This window comes from Pedobacter jeongneungensis, assembly GCF_000633455.1.
GTDB lineage: Bacteria > Bacteroidota > Bacteroidia > Sphingobacteriales > Sphingobacteriaceae > Pedobacter > Pedobacter jeongneungensis_A.
In genome coordinates this window covers 21,816-35,999 of the sequence record NZ_AYMG01000034.1, presented here as the reverse complement: position 1 = coordinate 35,999, position 14,184 = coordinate 21,816, and the positions used below count along the sequence as shown (strand labels likewise).

Below are 14,184 nucleotides of genomic sequence, written 5' to 3'. Positions count from 1 at the left end.
GAGGGATGATTTATTGCATCAAAAATCAATTGGAATAATACACTGATTTAAGGCGATGATACGTTTCGATGGATCGTCATTGCGAGAAGGCTTTTTCAGCCGACAAAGCAATCTTAATGCGGGCGCTAGTATCGGTCGTTGTAAGATTGCTTCGTGCCTCGCAATGACGATCTTTCTAATTTGGAGTTTTGCTAATGCTTACAAGGCAGGACAAGCTGTTGTTAGGTGAATGATCTTAAGCTTATCTCTAATCATAATTTCATCTTAAAATCACTAAACCTCCCATTTATTTGGCGAAATCACAGTGCGAAATTATATTTTGTGAATGATTTTAAAAACCAATATATCAGTGAGTTATGCTTGTTTGTATAAATAAAAACTCTTTATAAGGTCATATTAATTGTCCTAAAATACCTTAAAATTCAAAATATAATTCTGATTTAATAATTAACTAACTTAATATCAGGAAATTACGCATTTATTCTCTAATATTGATGCCTCTTGTATGCCGCTGTAAAGTCAGTACGCATAATCTTAAACTTTGCAATAACAGTCTGAATAAATTCTTCATCCAAAATTTCGAACACATCATTTACACCTCCTCCACTCAGGTCTAGTTCTGCCAATTTATAACTTTGTTCAAAAGTGCCCTGTTCAAACTTGATGATAAATTTCTGGTTCATCGAAAAAATGGTAATCTTACATTCCGGGTGTGGAAGTTCTGCTACTACTCTCATGCTTTAGTTTTATTTTTAATTATTTGTATTGATTTCAACGCCGTTTAATGATCCCCAGCTATCGATTATCCCGAAACGGGCAAACAGCTCTTCTTTATACCACTTGCGCTCCCTGGTAAGTTTAATAACATCTGAATGATCGTGTGATTGATAAGCATAAGCCTTCATGCTTTCCGCATCTTCCCAGATGGAAAACGTAGCCTGGTCAAAAAATGGATTTTCGCCAATGCCAGCCGAAAGAATAAAACCAGGAGCGTTTCTCATGGCGTCCGCTGCCCTTTTCACATTGTGCCTAAATTCTTTTAACTTATTAAACCTGATGGCAGCCCTGGTAATCACAGCGATTTTACCACTATGGTTTTGATCTGTTTTTTGTACCTTAAATGGTTCTTTTGCTGACCATAAGCCATGGCTTGATAAAGGCTTAAGTAAGATCGTAAAGCTTTCAATACTAAAGAAATTAAACCATTTCATTGCAAATGACTCATGATAGAAGGTGTTGTAATCTTCCCGGTTATCCCAGGTAGTTAATATCGCCCAGTGTTTATAGTCAGGAGGCAGGTCTACCTGTGCATCTTTACCGCTACCCATCAGTTTCCAAAATCTGCAGCGTTTGTTTAGCCATAATGGAATCCTGAGAATCGCCATCCCAATAAAGGCAAAAGGGATGGTGAAGCCACGGAATTTGGTAATGGTTAATGCTACAATCATAAATTAGTGGTTGATTTGCCAAAACTAAGGAATTTAAAGATAGCTTATCGTTCAAATTTTCGTCATTAAAACCAAAGTTTCTGTACATCTCACAAATCATGATTAACTTTGAATTACACAAAAAATAAAATGGCAGAAGATTTAGTTATTACCAGAGATACTTCGAAAGAAGAACAATATCAATCCATTATTCCTCAGATTGAAGCTTTGTTGCGTGGCGAAACAGATTTTATCGCTAACCTGGCAAACGTTGCTGCAGCACTTAAAGAGCAGTTTGGTTGGTTTTGGGTAGGTTTCTATCTGGTTAAGCAGGATGAGCTGGTGCTTGGTCCTTTTCAGGGTCCGGTGGCCTGCACAAGGATTAAAAAAGGAAAAGGTGTTTGTGGTGCTTCCTGGGCTGAAGCGCAAACCATCATCGTTCCCGATGTGGATGAATTTCCTGGGCATATTGCTTGTGCATCAGCTTCAAAGTCTGAGATCGTTCTCCCTTTAATTGTTAATGATGAAGTAATTGGTGTGCTTGATGTAGATAGTGAAGTGTTTAATAAATTTGATTCAACAGATCATATTTATTTAGAGCAGGTTATCAATATTTTATTAAACAGATAATTCATATCAAATATTGAAATTAAACCCTGAATATTACCTGAATGAAGATGTAGTAGGTCTTGCCAAAGATTTGCTTGGTAAGGTTTTATACACTAAAATCGGCGATGAAATCACTGCTGGTATTATTGTAGAAACGGAAGCCTATTTCGGAATAAAAGATAAAGCATCTCATGCCTATGGCGGTCGCCGCACCAACCGCACCGAAACCATGTATGGTACTGGTGGCATTGCGTATGTTTACCTCTGTTATGGCATGCATCATCTTTTTAATGTGGTTACTTCGGTTAAAAATGATCCTCATGCAGTTTTGATCAGGGGGATAGAGCCACTGATTGGTATAGAAATTATTGAAGAACGGAGAAACATGCCTCATACAAAGGGGGCTATTTCGGCTGGACCGGGATCTGCGGCAAAAGCATTAGGGATCGATAAAAGCTTTAATGCAAAAAATCTTTCTGGTGATGATATCTGGATTGAAGATCATCATATCCAATATAAAGAAGAAGATATTGCTGCAACACCCCGTGTGGGTATTGCCTATGCGAAAGAACATGCCTTGCTGCCCTGGCGTTTCTTTGTAAAAGGTAATAAATATGTAAGCAAACCAAATAAGATTTAATTCATGCAAACCTTTTAGGTTGCTTCCTGTTTTTCTTTCATATACTAAAAATCATGAAAAACGAGAAAAATATAGCAATCCTTAAAGAAATGGCAGAAAGTGTTAGAACCTGTATGTTCACTACATTTTCTTCGGGAGACGAATTTGGAAGCAGACCAATGGGCACTGCAAAAATAGAAGACGATGGCAGTTTGTGGTTTTACACCAATGAGTATTCGCCTAAATCCAAAGAGATCTCAAAAGAAAATAATGTGCTGCTGGCCTATAGCGATCCTTCTAAAAATACTTATTTAACCGTTAAGGGTAAAGCAGAGCTTGTAGATGACAAAGTGCGTAAAGAAGCTTATTTCTCGCCCTTTGTTAAAGCCTGGTTTCCGGATGGCATTGAAGATCCGAGATTAATTCTGATAAAAGTTACACCAGAAGAAGCGGAATATTGGGATGCATCATCTTCAAAAATTGTAGTGTTGTTCAGTATGTTAAAAGCAGTGGTAACTGGTGATACACCTGATTTAGGTAAGCACGACACCATAAAATTTTAACAAAATGCAATAAATTGGAAAGCAGGATTGGAAACAATGCCTGCTTTTTTTGTAATATTGGGGCAATGAATTTCGAAAACTCCCTTTCATTTGCCAAAGCACAAGATGAGGCTGATCAGCTCCATCAATTTAGGTCTCAATTTTTATTTCCAAGCCATAACGGGAAAGATTTTATCTATCTGTGTGGTAATTCATTAGGGCTTCAACCTAAAGCAGCAGGTGAAGTTTTAAAGCGTCAGCTTGATAATTGGGCAAACTATGCTGTTGAAGGCTGGTTTGATGGAAATGAACCCTGGATGTTCTATCATAAAGAACTCAAAAAGTTAATGGCGCCAATTGTTGGCGCGTCACCAGCTGAAGTTTGTCCGATGAATACCTTAACTGTAAACCTTCACCTTTTAATGGTGAGTTTTTACCAGCCTAAAGGCAAACGCTTTAAAATTATTATGGAAGGCGGTGCGTTCCCGTCTGATCAATACGCTATAGAGAGTCAGGTGAGGTTTCGTGGTTTTGATCCAAAAGAAGCGATTATAGAGGTTTTTCCTCGTGAGGGCGAAGAAGTGCTTTGCACAGAGGATATCGTTGCTCAGATCAAAGAAAATGCAGATCAAATTGCATTGGTGTTGTTTGGTGGGATTAATTATTATACGGGACAATGGTACGATATGGAAACCATTACCAAAGCCGGTCATGAAATTGGAGCCATTGTTGGCTGGGATCTGGCGCATGCTGCCGGGAATGTCCCCGTGAAACTTCATGATTGGGGTGTTGATTTCGCCTGCTGGTGCTCTTATAAATACCAAAATTCAGGTCCGGGCGGTATAAGCGGAATTTTTGTTCATGAAAAACATTTTAATAATACCGGTTTAAACCGTTTTGCAGGATGGTGGGGTTATCAGGAAAGCAAACGTTTTAAAATGGAAAAGGGTTTCGTTCCCGAGGCTGGAGCAGATGGCTGGCAGGTAAGCTGTACACAGGTAATGCCTATGGCACTATATCACGCATCTCTTCAAATTTTTGAACAGGCTGGTTTTATCGAACCCCTCAGAAATAAAAGTATTACTTTAACTAAGTATCTTGAATTTATTATAAATGAAGTAAATAAGGATTTAGGTTTGGATCAATACAAAATTATAACGCCGAAAAATCCTGATGATAGAGGCGCTCAGTTATCCATCATTGCCGAGCGCAATGGTAAGCAGATTTTTGATGGATTAATGGCTAATCATGTACTCGGCGATTGGCGCGAACCAGATGTAATCCGTTTAAGTGCCGTGCCTCTTTATAATTCTTATGAGGATGTTTATCTGGCCGGACAAGCATTATTAAAAGTGAGTAAAGATATTTTATAAGTAAAGAAGAAATAAAAAAATGATCAACTACAACCCTAAAGACTGGAGTACCTTCATTTTTCATATTGATAAAAGCGATACCTTTAGAAAACTTTGGCCTTTGATGCTTGGAGTGGCTGGCTTTTCGGGGTTAGTGGCCTATGCCGAACTAAATTACTTTCAGCTTTCTAAAACCAGTAATGTAACCAATATTGGCATGATGCACAGCTTATTGGGCTTCGTTTTGTCTTTGTTGTTGGTTTTCAGAACCAATACGGCTTATGACAGGTGGTGGGAAGGCAGGAAATTGCTGGGATCGCTAACCAATGTAAGCCGTAACCTGGCCATAAAAATTAAAGCACTTAAGCTGGAAGAAGATGACGTCCGCTTTTTTGAATATGGCATCCCGAAATATGCTTTTGCGTTAAAAGAACATTTACGGGAAAAGATGTATTTTGGCAAGAACAGCCTGCTGATAGAAGTTGAAGAAGGTAAACACGTTCCTAACCAGATAGCAGGCAGTTTAATCAACCGGTTTTACGGCTTGCTGGAGAAGGGTTCTATTTCGCAGGAGCAGTTTATTGTTCTTTCGGGCGACTTTAATCAGTTTACCGATATCTGTGGTGCCTGCGAAAGGATCAAAAACACACCGATTCCGTTTTCTTACAGCGCATTTATTAAAAAGTTTATTTTTGTTTATGTGATCACTTTGCCTTTTGGCTGGGTATTTAGTTTAGGTTATTTTGTAGTGCCAATCGTTCCTTTTATCCTCTATGTATTAGCGAGTTTGGAGCTGATAGCTGAAGAAATAGAGAACCCGTTTGGCTATGATGCAAATGATCTTCCGGTAGACCAGATCTGTAACAATATCGAAAAACATGTTGGAGAGATTTTAGGCTAATGATCAAAATTGCCTGGCATCCGATATACGCACATCCTTTACCTGAGGGGCATCGGTTTCCTATGTTAAAATATGAGCTGATACCCGAACAGCTTTTGCATGAAGGTACTATAGAACAGCAATATTTGTTCAGTTCCGAACCGGTAAGGGAAGAAATTGTGCTGCTGACACACCAAAAAGCTTATTGGGAACAGTTGAGGGATCTGACACTTTCGGCTAAAGACCAAAGGCGTATCGGTTTTCCATTAGATGCTCAACTTGTAGAACGTGAGCTGAGGATCGCACAAGGTACAATTGATGGCGCTCATTTCGCCATGGAGAATGGGATTGCGTTTAACGTAGCCGGCGGAACACATCATGCAGGTAGCAATTGGGGTGAGGGATTTTGTCTGTTAAATGATCAGGCTATTGCTGCTAACTATTTATTAAATAATAGTTTAGCTAAGCGTATCTTAATTATTGATTTAGATGTACACCAGGGCAATGGTACAGCAGAAATCTTTCAACATGAGCCGTGTGTATTTACTTTTTCGATGCATGGCGATAAAAATTTTCCTTTCAGAAAAGAAATCTCAAGTTTGGATGTGCCATTGGATGACGGGCTGCAAGACGAGGAGTATTTATCGATTCTGAACATCAATCTTAAAAAAGCATTCGAGAGATCAAAACCTGATTTTGTATTTTATCTTTCAGGTGTAGATGTGCTTTCTACTGATAAGCTGGGTAAGCTATCGTTAAGCAAAGCCGCTTGCAGGGAACGTGACAGGGTCGTACTTCAAGCTTGTAAAGATAAAAACCTGCCGCTACAGGTAAGTATGGGTGGGGGTTACTCAACTGATATTAAAGATATTGTTGATGCACATTGCAATACCTATCGCCTGGCTTTTGATTTATTTGCATAAGCCATTACGCTAAAAACATAATATCCTTATCTTCGCGGCAATATGTTGGAAATTATTTATCAGGACGAGCATTTAATTGCAATTAACAAGCCGCATGGCCTTTTGGTTCATCAATCTTCAATTGCAAGGGATGCGACTGAATTTGCATTACAGCTGCTTAGGGATCAGGTGGGGAAACATGTTAGCCCGGTGCATAGGTTAGACCGGAAAACCAGCGGAATCTTATTGTTTGCTTTTGATAAGCATTCTGAAGTTGCTATGCATCAGCAATTTATGAATGCAGAAACCGATAAAAAATATTTAGCCATATTACGGGGTTTTACACCTGATGCAATGGATATCGATTATCCTTTAGCCAAAGAGAACGGAACGATGCAGGATGCTTTTACATCATTCAAAACGCTCCAACGGGCAGAAGTTGAAGTGGCTTTTGGTAAACACCCAACTTCCAGGTATTCATTGATAGAAGCTACACCTAAAACCGGAAGAATGCATCAGCTACGAAGGCATTTCAGTCATATTCTTCATCCGATTATTGGAGATCGCACTCACGGTTGCAACAAACAGAATAAATTTTTCAAAGAGCAATGGGACATGACGACCATGTTGTTGCACGCCTCTGAGCTGGAGTTTATTCACCCCGTTACTAAAGAAAAAATACATTTAAGAGCCGGTTTACACGACGAATTTAAAAGGGTAATGGATTTCATGAAAATGGAACACTAACACAATTTTTGTCATCAAAATCTGTTTATATAGCATCTATGATTAAATACTTACGATTTACACTCCCAGTTTTAGCGCTTTTTGCAGCCAGTTGTTCTTCTGTTTATATGCCAAATGTTCCAAATACGCCCATGTTAAGCAAACAAGGCGAATTTAGTGGAGGTGCGCACATTTCTTTAAAAGGCAACGCCAGCGTGAACGGCGCATATGCCGTTTCAGATCACATTGGATTGCTGTTTAGTGGATCAAGAATGAACAGTGAAAGGAGAACCAAAGATTTTGGTCACAAATTAATTGAGATCGGCGGCGGTTACTTTGATACCTTCGGACCGGATAATAACCGGATCATAGAAGTTTATGCGGGAGTAGGCAAGGGCTGGAGCGATATCACTTTCCGTGACTTTAAAGATGACGTGCTCATTAGCAATGAGGTTCAGGATGTAGATTACCGAAAAACATTTTTACAGGTAAACTACAGCTCTAAAAAGAAAAATAACCTGCGTTTATTCGGAACTGACTTTCCGATCAATTACGGTACGGCATTAAGGATTAGTCATATTAAAATGGATCGGTTCTTTTTAAATGGCGTGGTGCAACCAAAAGAAGATAATATTTTCTTTGAGCCTGTGTTTTTTACACGTATGGCGCTTAGTAAGACTTTTCAGCTACAATACACCACCAGTAGTAATATTGGCTTAAAGAAGCGTAAATACATGTCTGCGGGCAATTCTATCTTCACTATTGGTGTTGTGGTGAATGTTGGCGGGAAATAACAGGTGCTGTCATTCTGAACGCAGTGAAGAATCTGTCTTGATTAAGCAATATGCATTAATTTAACGCTACTATTAAACCTGCGGTTATCGTTCATCGGGTGTTATGTAGGTTAGGGATTCTTCGCTGCGCTCAGAATGACAATTAACCAGCCTTCAAACTCTTCGTTTTATTCTGAAAACGCATAAATAAAAGGATAGAGGCAGTCAATAAGCCTAATGTTAAGCCATACCAGATTCCGTTAACGCCCAAACCAAACTGAAATCCCAATAAATATCCCACAGGGATTCCAACAACCCAATAGGCCAGAAATGTGATAAAAGTTGGAATATTTACATCGCCTATGCCACGCAGCACACCTAAACCCACCACCTGTGTACCATCAAACAGTTGAAAAAAGCCTGCGATAATTAATAGCTGCGCTGCTATGGGAATTACGGCTGCATCTTCGGTATAAATAAAGGGCATGATGTTGTTAGCGATTACAAAAATGACTGCGGTACACGACATAAACAGCAAAATTACATGATAACTCGCAATTGCTGATTTACGTAAATCGTCGAAATTATTCTTACCAAAGTTGTTCCCGGTTTTAATTGTCGCTGCAGAAGCCACACCACTGGCAATCATGTAGGTCATGGCAGCCAGACTGATTGCAATCTGATGTGCTGCCTGTTCTACTGCGCCAATGGTACCAATCAGTACAGCAGCGCCACTAAAAGCACTGATTTCGAAAGAATATTGCATGGCAACGGGCATTCCGATTTTTGCAATTTTAATGGCCCTTAATTTATCGAAAAATGTAGCTTTAAAACTAATCAGGTATTTTTTAAAATGTTTTGAGCGCAACACATAAAATGACATTACCGTCGCCATCAGAATCCTGTCGATCAGGGTGCTTAAGCCTACACCACTCACACCCATTGATTTAATGCCAAACATGCCTTTAACGAAAATGATCCCCAAAATAATATTGAGAGCATTTCCCCAGATAGAAACGAACATGGCCTGTTTGGTAAAGCCAAGGCCTTCTGCAAATTGTTTGAAAGTCTGGAAAACCAATAAAGGAATAATGGAGACAGATAAAAGGTTGAGGTAAGGTTTTGCGTAACACACCACTTCCGGTGTTTGTTCCAGGTGATCGATTACAAAGAATATCCCCAATTGCACCAATATGTATAAGAATAATCCAACACAGATGTTAATGATTAAACTGTTTGATAAGAGTTTTCCGCATTCATCGTAATTCTGACGGCCATTTTCCTGGGCAATCAAAGGTGTTAAGCCATAGGAAATGCCCAAACCAATCACTAAAATGAGCATAAATATGCTGTTAACCAGCGAAACTGCTGCTAATTGAATGGTATCGGTAAAATGACCAACAATAATACTATCGGCCATGTGCACCAGTGTATGACCTACCTGCGAACCTACAATCGGCAGCGCCAAATGAAGATTTTCTTTGTAATATGGTTTATACCTGGTGTAAATTTTAGAAAACATAGTTTGCAAAGGTCGGGTTTTTAAACCTCAAAAAATAGGAATGTAGAAAAGTTAATCTACAATTCCCCAAGTTATCGTCATTTCGAGCGTAGTGCAACGGAGCCGAGAAATCTACAGAATTAAATCTTTCTCTCGAACTTTCCGGATTGCGCTTCATCCGATAGCTATCGGGTCGATTGGGAATTTTAATGCAATAAGCCTAAAGATTAAGATTCCCGCCTGCGCGGGAATGACGACCATCCTAATTAAATCCTGTTATAGTCATATTTTAACTATCTCACCGCTGTAAAATACTCTTCTTTTTCAGTGGTGTGCGATTTGATTACGTTGGTTAAAATTAAATTGACCAAAACCTTTTGGGCTTTTCGGTAAGAACTTCGCAACAGCTTGCTGAATTCTTTCAGGGTTATTTTTTCGTTTTGTTCCAGGTATTCGAGCAATTTTTTTTCGTTATCAGAATAGGAGATGAGCACGCCATCGTTTTTATATTCCTGTTTTAATACTTCGACGATGATGCGGCTAGCCAATACACTTTTATCATCAATACGGATGTAGGCCCACCATTTTTTCTGGTCATCTAACGCATAATGTGGTTTGGTGTCACTTTCAGGGATGTTTACCACCAAAACCAGTTTTTCATCTACATAAATTTCCTCAAAATAAGGTTCAATTGCCGGTTTACAGCATTGATGCGCAGCGGTTAAAATCATGTATTTTTCTTCTTCCTCCGATTTTACACCTTTTATCGAACCATCATCGGCTACGCCTATTAACAACTTACCGCCTTTATTATTGGCAAAAGCCACCAGGCTCTTAGCAATTTTTTCGGTACTGGTAATGGTTTTTTTAAAATCGAGCATCACACCCTCGCCCTGCAAAATTAAATTCTTAATACTCGGCATAATCTAAAAATTAGTAGGCAACCCTGGGCGTTTCGCCCTGGTGCAGGTTTCGGATATATACTTCATTCATTACGGTAGCGCACAACTCACCATCCTTGTTGGTAATTTCCATAGGGTAGGCTTTTACAAACTTCCCAACGGTTTTTAGTGCATGTTCGGCCTCGTTAAGCATTTCCTCGGTTACCGTGATGGTAAAATATAAGGTAGAACGTCCGGGTTTTAAATATTGTATAGAGGCACTTTTTAACCATACACGAACTTTAAAACCGCGCCGTTGCATTAACTGATCGAATAATAAAGCATAAAAAGGATCGGTAGCAGCATAAATAGTCCCACCGAAAATAGAACCATTATAATTTTTATTTAGTAAACTCTTGCTGAGCTTAACCGTACAGCTTCTAAATTCATTTTCAAATTTCTGAACCCAAATGCGCTGGAAAAACAAAGGCGGGTAAAAGCGCATTACCCATTTCAGGGTGTTTTGAGAAATAATCATATTTACTAATATCAGAAAGTTTTATCACCTTTTAAAGTTTTGGCCATGTTGTTTTAGTAATATTTCCGTAATTTAGGTTATGCATGTTTACGATACGATTAGCGGCGCTTTAACAGATTTAGATAGTCGCGGTTACAATTTGGATTTCAATTTGACACCTGATGGTTTGGAGTGCAAATCAATTGATCTGTTCCTGATGCCCGAGGAATTTGAAATTGAGGAGGTTTACCGTTTTGAAGGCATGACCGATCCTGCGGATAGTTCGGTAGTTTATGCCATTTCATCAAATGTTGGCAATCTGAAAGGTGTTTTAGTTGATGGTTATGGGGTATACGCCGAAAATGTATCTCCGGAATTATTGAATAAGTTAAAAATCCATCACGAATAGTCTATTGTTAATCCTCGCAAAAGCTTAATAATCAAGGTAATCAAAGAAATAAAAACTTTTTTGAAGAAAAAAAATAAAACCAAATGATTATAAGGTTGTTAGGTTGATAGATAACAATAAAAACTATGAAAAGAATAATCTTAAGTCTTGCTTTTGCAGGCTCTCTTATGATAGCCACATCAGCATGCAATTCGTCAAAAAATATGGCTGGTTCTTCAGACAGTACTAAGGCGGATTCAACAACTACGGCACCGATGGATACAACGTCTAAAAAGATGCCAGACACGACAACGAAAATGCCACCTGACACAACAAAAAAGAATCCTCCTATGTAGGATCCTAAAAGCCACTCTAAACAGGGTGGCTTTTTATTTTTAAAATCTATTTTAAATATTTGTGTTATTGCGTACTTTCAGCATTTAAACCAAATAATTAAATGGATCATCAAGCAAAAACCAACAACCGTAATGTAATTTTCTTAGTCATCGTAGCCGCTCTAGGCTATTTCGTTGATATTTACGATCTTGTTTTATTCTCTGTAGTCCGTCTTAAAAGCTTTACTGATATCGGTGTTTCTGCCGAGCACATGCGAACCGAAGGGGAGTATGTGATTAATATGCAGATGTTCGGTTTATTACTTGGAGGTTTACTCTGGGGCATTATCGGCGATAAATTTGGCCGTATTAAGGTATTATTCGGGTCAATATTGATGTATTCGTTGGCGAATATAGCCAATGGTTTTGCTACAGATGTGCATACTTATGCAATTATCAGATTTGTAGCAGGTATTGGTCTGGCAGGTGAACTTGGTGCCGGAATTACATTGGTTACTGAAACCATGGATAAAGAAAAACGTGGCTATGGAACCATGGTTGTTGCTGGAATTGGATTGTTAGGTGCAGCGGCAGCGGCAACGATAGGAAAACATTTTACCTGGCAAACATCTTATTTTGTAGGTGGAGGAATGGGAATATTGCTATTGCTTTTACGCGTTGGTACTTTCGAATCGGGGATGTTCAAACATGCTGAGCAGAGTAAAGAAGTATCCAAAGGCAATTTCTTTATGCTTTTTTCCAATAGAAAACGGTTTTTAAAATACCTTGCCTGTATATGTTTGGGTCTCCCTCTTTGGTTTATTGTGGGTATTTTGGTAACCCAATCGCCAGAAATAGGAAAGGCATTGGGTGCAAAAGATTTATTAAATGCCGGTACGGGAATTATGTACACTTATTTTGGCATTGCCATCGGCGATGTAGTGTGTGGTTTTCTGGCACAGGTTTTAAAATCACGTAAGAAAACGGTACTCATTTTTCAAAGTCTCTCTGTAATTACTGTAATTGTTTATTTAACCAGTACAGGTTTAACCGAAAGCAGTTTTATTCTGATTTGTTTATTTATGGGCTTTGCGGTTGGCTATTGGGCAACATTTGTAACCATCGCAGCCGAACAGTTTGGTACAAATATCCGTTCAACCGTAACAACCACAGCACCAAACTTTGTACGCGGTGCTTTAATTCCAATCACATTTGTTTTCGAATTTTTTGTTCACCGTTATAACATTGTTTCAGCCGGATTTATTGTAATGGGGATTGTAACGGTAATTGCCATGATTTCGGTATCTTATTTAAAGGAAAGTTTCAATAAAGACCTTGATTATTTAGAGAATTAGAAGTTTTTCGAACGCTAAACTCACGACTTTTGACTCCGGACTAAAAAATAATGTCAATAAAATGTACTATCTAAACATAAATCAATATAGCTGCTTCAATAGGCGTAAATTTGTATGAATTAGAAAGAGCCATCATGTTTAAAGAAGAAGTAGCAGAGCGATATAAGCAAATTCAGGATGAAATTTGCCGTGGATTGGAGATTGCCGATGGCAAAGGAAAATTTGAAGAGGAACTATGGGAAAGAAACGGTGGGGGAGGCGGCCGCACGCGGATCATGCAAAATGGCGCCATTATCGAAAAAGGTGGTGTTAATTTTTCTGCAGTACATGGCAAATTGCCTGAAGCCGTAAAAAAAGCTTTTAATGTTACTGAAGATGATTTTTTTGCAACGGGTGTTTCCATTGTGATCCATCCAAACCATCCATTGGTTCCGATTATCCACATGAATATCCGTTATTTCGAATTAAACGAAGAAACCCGATGGTTTGGCGGTGGCATCGATTTAACCCCGCATTACGTGTTCGAAAACGATGCCCGTTTTTTTCACCACAAATTAAAACAGGCTTGCGACGATTTCAGCGCTGATTTTTATCCAAAATTTAAAACACATGCCGATGATTATTTCTTCATCAAACACCGTGAAGAAACCCGTGGCATTGGTGGTATTTTTTACGACAGATTAAAGCCTGAAAATACCAATTTATCCTGGGAGCAGATTTTAGATTTCTCTGCGAATGTTGGCGAAACATTTTTACCTGTTTATACCGAACTGATTGATCGAAACCGCGATAAAGAATTTACTGAAGCGCATAAAGAATGGCAATACCAACGCCGTAGCCGTTATGTAGAGTTTAACCTGGTTTACGATTCGGGAACCAAATTCGGTTTGGAGACCAATGGAAGGATTGAATCTATTCTAATGAGTTTGCCGCCACAGGCCAACTGGGGTTATAATGTTCAGCCGGAAGTTGATTCGGAGGAATATAAAACAGTGCAACTATTAAAAAAAGGAATTAACTGGGTTTAAATGACTGAATTAAGCGAATTTGAGCTATTGCTGCTTAAAACAATAATAAATGATAATTCAGATAAATTTAATTATTTGCTAACGCATTTAGACTTCATAAGGATTGAAACTACCAGGTTAACAGGTACAGGTTTGTATATAAATTTTGTGTACTTAAAAGACTTTGAAGAGGAAGAATTTGCCAATGGTTTACTCAGTGCTGAACCTAAGCTAACTAATCCGAGCCTCAAAAAGGAATTAACTTATTGCCTGGACATTACAAACGGTAAAATAGATTTTTTAGAAATTTTAACAAACGAAAAAGAAAATTGGGACGGTAATTTGGCGCATTGCAGTTTAAATTAAGTCG

Annotated in this window: 17 protein-coding genes; 12 read left to right on the top strand and 5 right to left on the bottom strand. The window is 38.6% G+C overall.

The genetic code is table 11. From position 1 onward, the window contains the following. Positions 1-485 precede the first annotated feature (485 nt). Together U859_RS0126195 and U859_RS0126190 are read right to left on the bottom strand one after the other, a co-directional pair. Positions 486-737: a hypothetical protein gene (locus tag U859_RS0126195; RefSeq protein ID WP_025146206.1), complete on the bottom strand. Its 252-nt coding sequence runs from the start codon at positions 735-737 to the stop codon at positions 486-488. Positions 738-752: 15 nt separating this feature from the next. Beyond that, positions 753-1,448: a DUF3291 domain-containing protein gene (locus tag U859_RS0126190; RefSeq protein WP_025146205.1), complete on the bottom strand. Its 696-nt coding sequence runs from the start codon at positions 1,446-1,448 to the stop codon at positions 753-755. 129 nt (positions 1,449-1,577) lie between these two features. Between U859_RS0126190 and U859_RS0126185 the strand changes: the two genes are divergently transcribed. From U859_RS0126185 to U859_RS0126150, 8 genes are all read left to right on the top strand, one after another. Continuing rightward, the gene (locus U859_RS0126185; protein WP_025146204.1) at positions 1,578-2,057 is read left to right on the top strand and encodes a GAF domain-containing protein; all 480 of its coding nucleotides are present in this window, start codon (positions 1,578-1,580) and stop codon (positions 2,055-2,057) included. A 13-nt stretch (positions 2,058-2,070) separates the two neighbouring features. After that, a complete protein-coding gene (locus U859_RS0126180) occupies positions 2,071-2,676 on the top strand; it encodes a DNA-3-methyladenine glycosylase (RefSeq protein ID WP_025146203.1) in 606 nt (201 codons plus the stop codon). Positions 2,677-2,729: 53 nt separating this feature from the next. Then, positions 2,730-3,218, top strand: coding sequence for a pyridoxamine 5'-phosphate oxidase family protein (locus U859_RS0126175; protein ID WP_025146202.1), 489 nt, complete (start codon positions 2,730-2,732; stop codon positions 3,216-3,218). Positions 3,219-3,283: 65 nt separating this feature from the next. Then, a complete protein-coding gene (gene kynU / locus U859_RS0126170; RefSeq protein ID WP_025146201.1) occupies positions 3,284-4,570 on the top strand; it encodes a kynureninase in 1,287 nt (428 codons plus the stop codon). A 19-nt stretch (positions 4,571-4,589) separates the two neighbouring features. Then, the gene (locus tag U859_RS0126165) at positions 4,590-5,450 is read left to right on the top strand and encodes a bestrophin family protein (protein ID WP_025146200.1); all 861 of its coding nucleotides are present in this window, start codon (positions 4,590-4,592) and stop codon (positions 5,448-5,450) included. Then, the gene (locus tag U859_RS0126160) at positions 5,450-6,352 is read left to right on the top strand and encodes a histone deacetylase (RefSeq protein WP_025146199.1); all 903 of its coding nucleotides are present in this window, start codon (positions 5,450-5,452) and stop codon (positions 6,350-6,352) included. Before U859_RS0126165 ends, U859_RS0126160 begins: the two co-directional genes overlap by 1 nt. A gap of 42 nt (positions 6,353-6,394) precedes the next feature. After that, entirely contained in the window at positions 6,395-7,078 is a 684-nt protein-coding gene (locus tag U859_RS0126155) for a pseudouridine synthase (RefSeq protein WP_025146198.1), read from the top strand. 38 nt (positions 7,079-7,116) lie between these two features. Further along, entirely contained in the window at positions 7,117-7,851 is a 735-nt protein-coding gene (locus U859_RS0126150; protein ID WP_025146197.1) for a hypothetical protein, read from the top strand. Positions 7,852-7,993: 142 nt separating this feature from the next. On the opposite strand, the gene U859_RS0126145 is transcribed toward U859_RS0126150, so the two are convergent. The 3 genes from U859_RS0126145 to U859_RS0126135 all read right to left on the bottom strand — a co-directional run bounded on the left by U859_RS0126145 (position 7,994) and on the right by U859_RS0126135 (position 10,750). After that, positions 7,994-9,352: an MATE family efflux transporter gene (locus U859_RS0126145; RefSeq protein ID WP_025146196.1), complete on the bottom strand. Its 1,359-nt coding sequence runs from the start codon at positions 9,350-9,352 to the stop codon at positions 7,994-7,996. 272 nt (positions 9,353-9,624) lie between these two features. Beyond that, positions 9,625-10,254: a helix-turn-helix domain-containing protein gene (locus tag U859_RS0126140; protein ID WP_025146195.1), complete on the bottom strand. Its 630-nt coding sequence runs from the start codon at positions 10,252-10,254 to the stop codon at positions 9,625-9,627. 10 nt (positions 10,255-10,264) lie between these two features. Continuing rightward, on the bottom strand, positions 10,265-10,750 hold the full coding sequence (locus U859_RS0126135) for a PaaI family thioesterase (RefSeq protein ID WP_025146194.1): 486 nt from the start codon (positions 10,748-10,750) through the stop codon (positions 10,265-10,267). 79 nt (positions 10,751-10,829) lie between these two features. On the opposite strand from U859_RS0126135, the gene U859_RS0126130 reads away from it, so the two are divergent. From U859_RS0126130 to U859_RS0126110, 4 genes are all read left to right on the top strand, one after another. Further along, a complete protein-coding gene (locus U859_RS0126130; protein ID WP_025146193.1) occupies positions 10,830-11,138 on the top strand; it encodes a hypothetical protein in 309 nt (102 codons plus the stop codon). A 436-nt stretch (positions 11,139-11,574) separates the two neighbouring features. Next, complete coding sequence (locus U859_RS0126120; RefSeq protein WP_025146191.1) at positions 11,575-12,807, top strand: MFS transporter; 1,233 nt, start codon at positions 11,575-11,577, stop codon at positions 12,805-12,807. 134 nt (positions 12,808-12,941) lie between these two features. Continuing rightward, a complete protein-coding gene (gene hemF / locus U859_RS0126115; RefSeq protein ID WP_084153159.1) occupies positions 12,942-13,835 on the top strand; it encodes an oxygen-dependent coproporphyrinogen oxidase in 894 nt (297 codons plus the stop codon). Next, positions 13,836-14,180, top strand: coding sequence for a hypothetical protein (locus U859_RS0126110; RefSeq protein ID WP_025146189.1), 345 nt, complete (start codon positions 13,836-13,838; stop codon positions 14,178-14,180). Positions 14,181-14,184 lie beyond the last annotated feature (4 nt).

Bases quoted from the DNA above. Each gene is read 5' to 3' on its own strand.
- U859_RS0126195 (WP_025146206.1), bottom strand. From the start codon at position 737: ATGAGAGTAGTAGCAGAACTTCCACACCCGGAATGTAAGATTACCATT.
- U859_RS0126190 (WP_025146205.1), bottom strand. From the start codon at position 1,448: ATGATTGTAGCATTAACCATTACCAAATTCCGTGGCTTCACCATCCCT.
- U859_RS0126185 (WP_025146204.1), top strand. From the start codon at position 1,578: ATGGCAGAAGATTTAGTTATTACCAGAGATACTTCGAAAGAAGAACAA.
- U859_RS0126175 (WP_025146202.1), top strand. From the start codon at position 2,730: ATGAAAAACGAGAAAAATATAGCAATCCTTAAAGAAATGGCAGAAAGT.
- kynU (WP_025146201.1), top strand. From the start codon at position 3,284: ATGAATTTCGAAAACTCCCTTTCATTTGCCAAAGCACAAGATGAGGCT.
- U859_RS0126165 (WP_025146200.1), top strand. From the start codon at position 4,590: ATGATCAACTACAACCCTAAAGACTGGAGTACCTTCATTTTTCATATT.
- U859_RS0126160 (WP_025146199.1), top strand. From the start codon at position 5,450: ATGATCAAAATTGCCTGGCATCCGATATACGCACATCCTTTACCTGAG.
- U859_RS0126155 (WP_025146198.1), top strand. From the start codon at position 6,395: ATGTTGGAAATTATTTATCAGGACGAGCATTTAATTGCAATTAACAAG.
- U859_RS0126150 (WP_025146197.1), top strand. From the start codon at position 7,117: ATGATTAAATACTTACGATTTACACTCCCAGTTTTAGCGCTTTTTGCA.
- U859_RS0126145 (WP_025146196.1), bottom strand. From the start codon at position 9,352: ATGTTTTCTAAAATTTACACCAGGTATAAACCATATTACAAAGAAAAT.
- U859_RS0126140 (WP_025146195.1), bottom strand. From the start codon at position 10,254: ATGCCGAGTATTAAGAATTTAATTTTGCAGGGCGAGGGTGTGATGCTC.
- U859_RS0126135 (WP_025146194.1), bottom strand. From the start codon at position 10,750: ATGATTATTTCTCAAAACACCCTGAAATGGGTAATGCGCTTTTACCCG.
- U859_RS0126130 (WP_025146193.1), top strand. From the start codon at position 10,830: ATGCATGTTTACGATACGATTAGCGGCGCTTTAACAGATTTAGATAGT.
- U859_RS0126120 (WP_025146191.1), top strand. From the start codon at position 11,575: ATGGATCATCAAGCAAAAACCAACAACCGTAATGTAATTTTCTTAGTC.
- hemF (WP_084153159.1), top strand. From the start codon at position 12,942: ATGTTTAAAGAAGAAGTAGCAGAGCGATATAAGCAAATTCAGGATGAA.
- U859_RS0126110 (WP_025146189.1), top strand. From the start codon at position 13,836: ATGACTGAATTAAGCGAATTTGAGCTATTGCTGCTTAAAACAATAATA.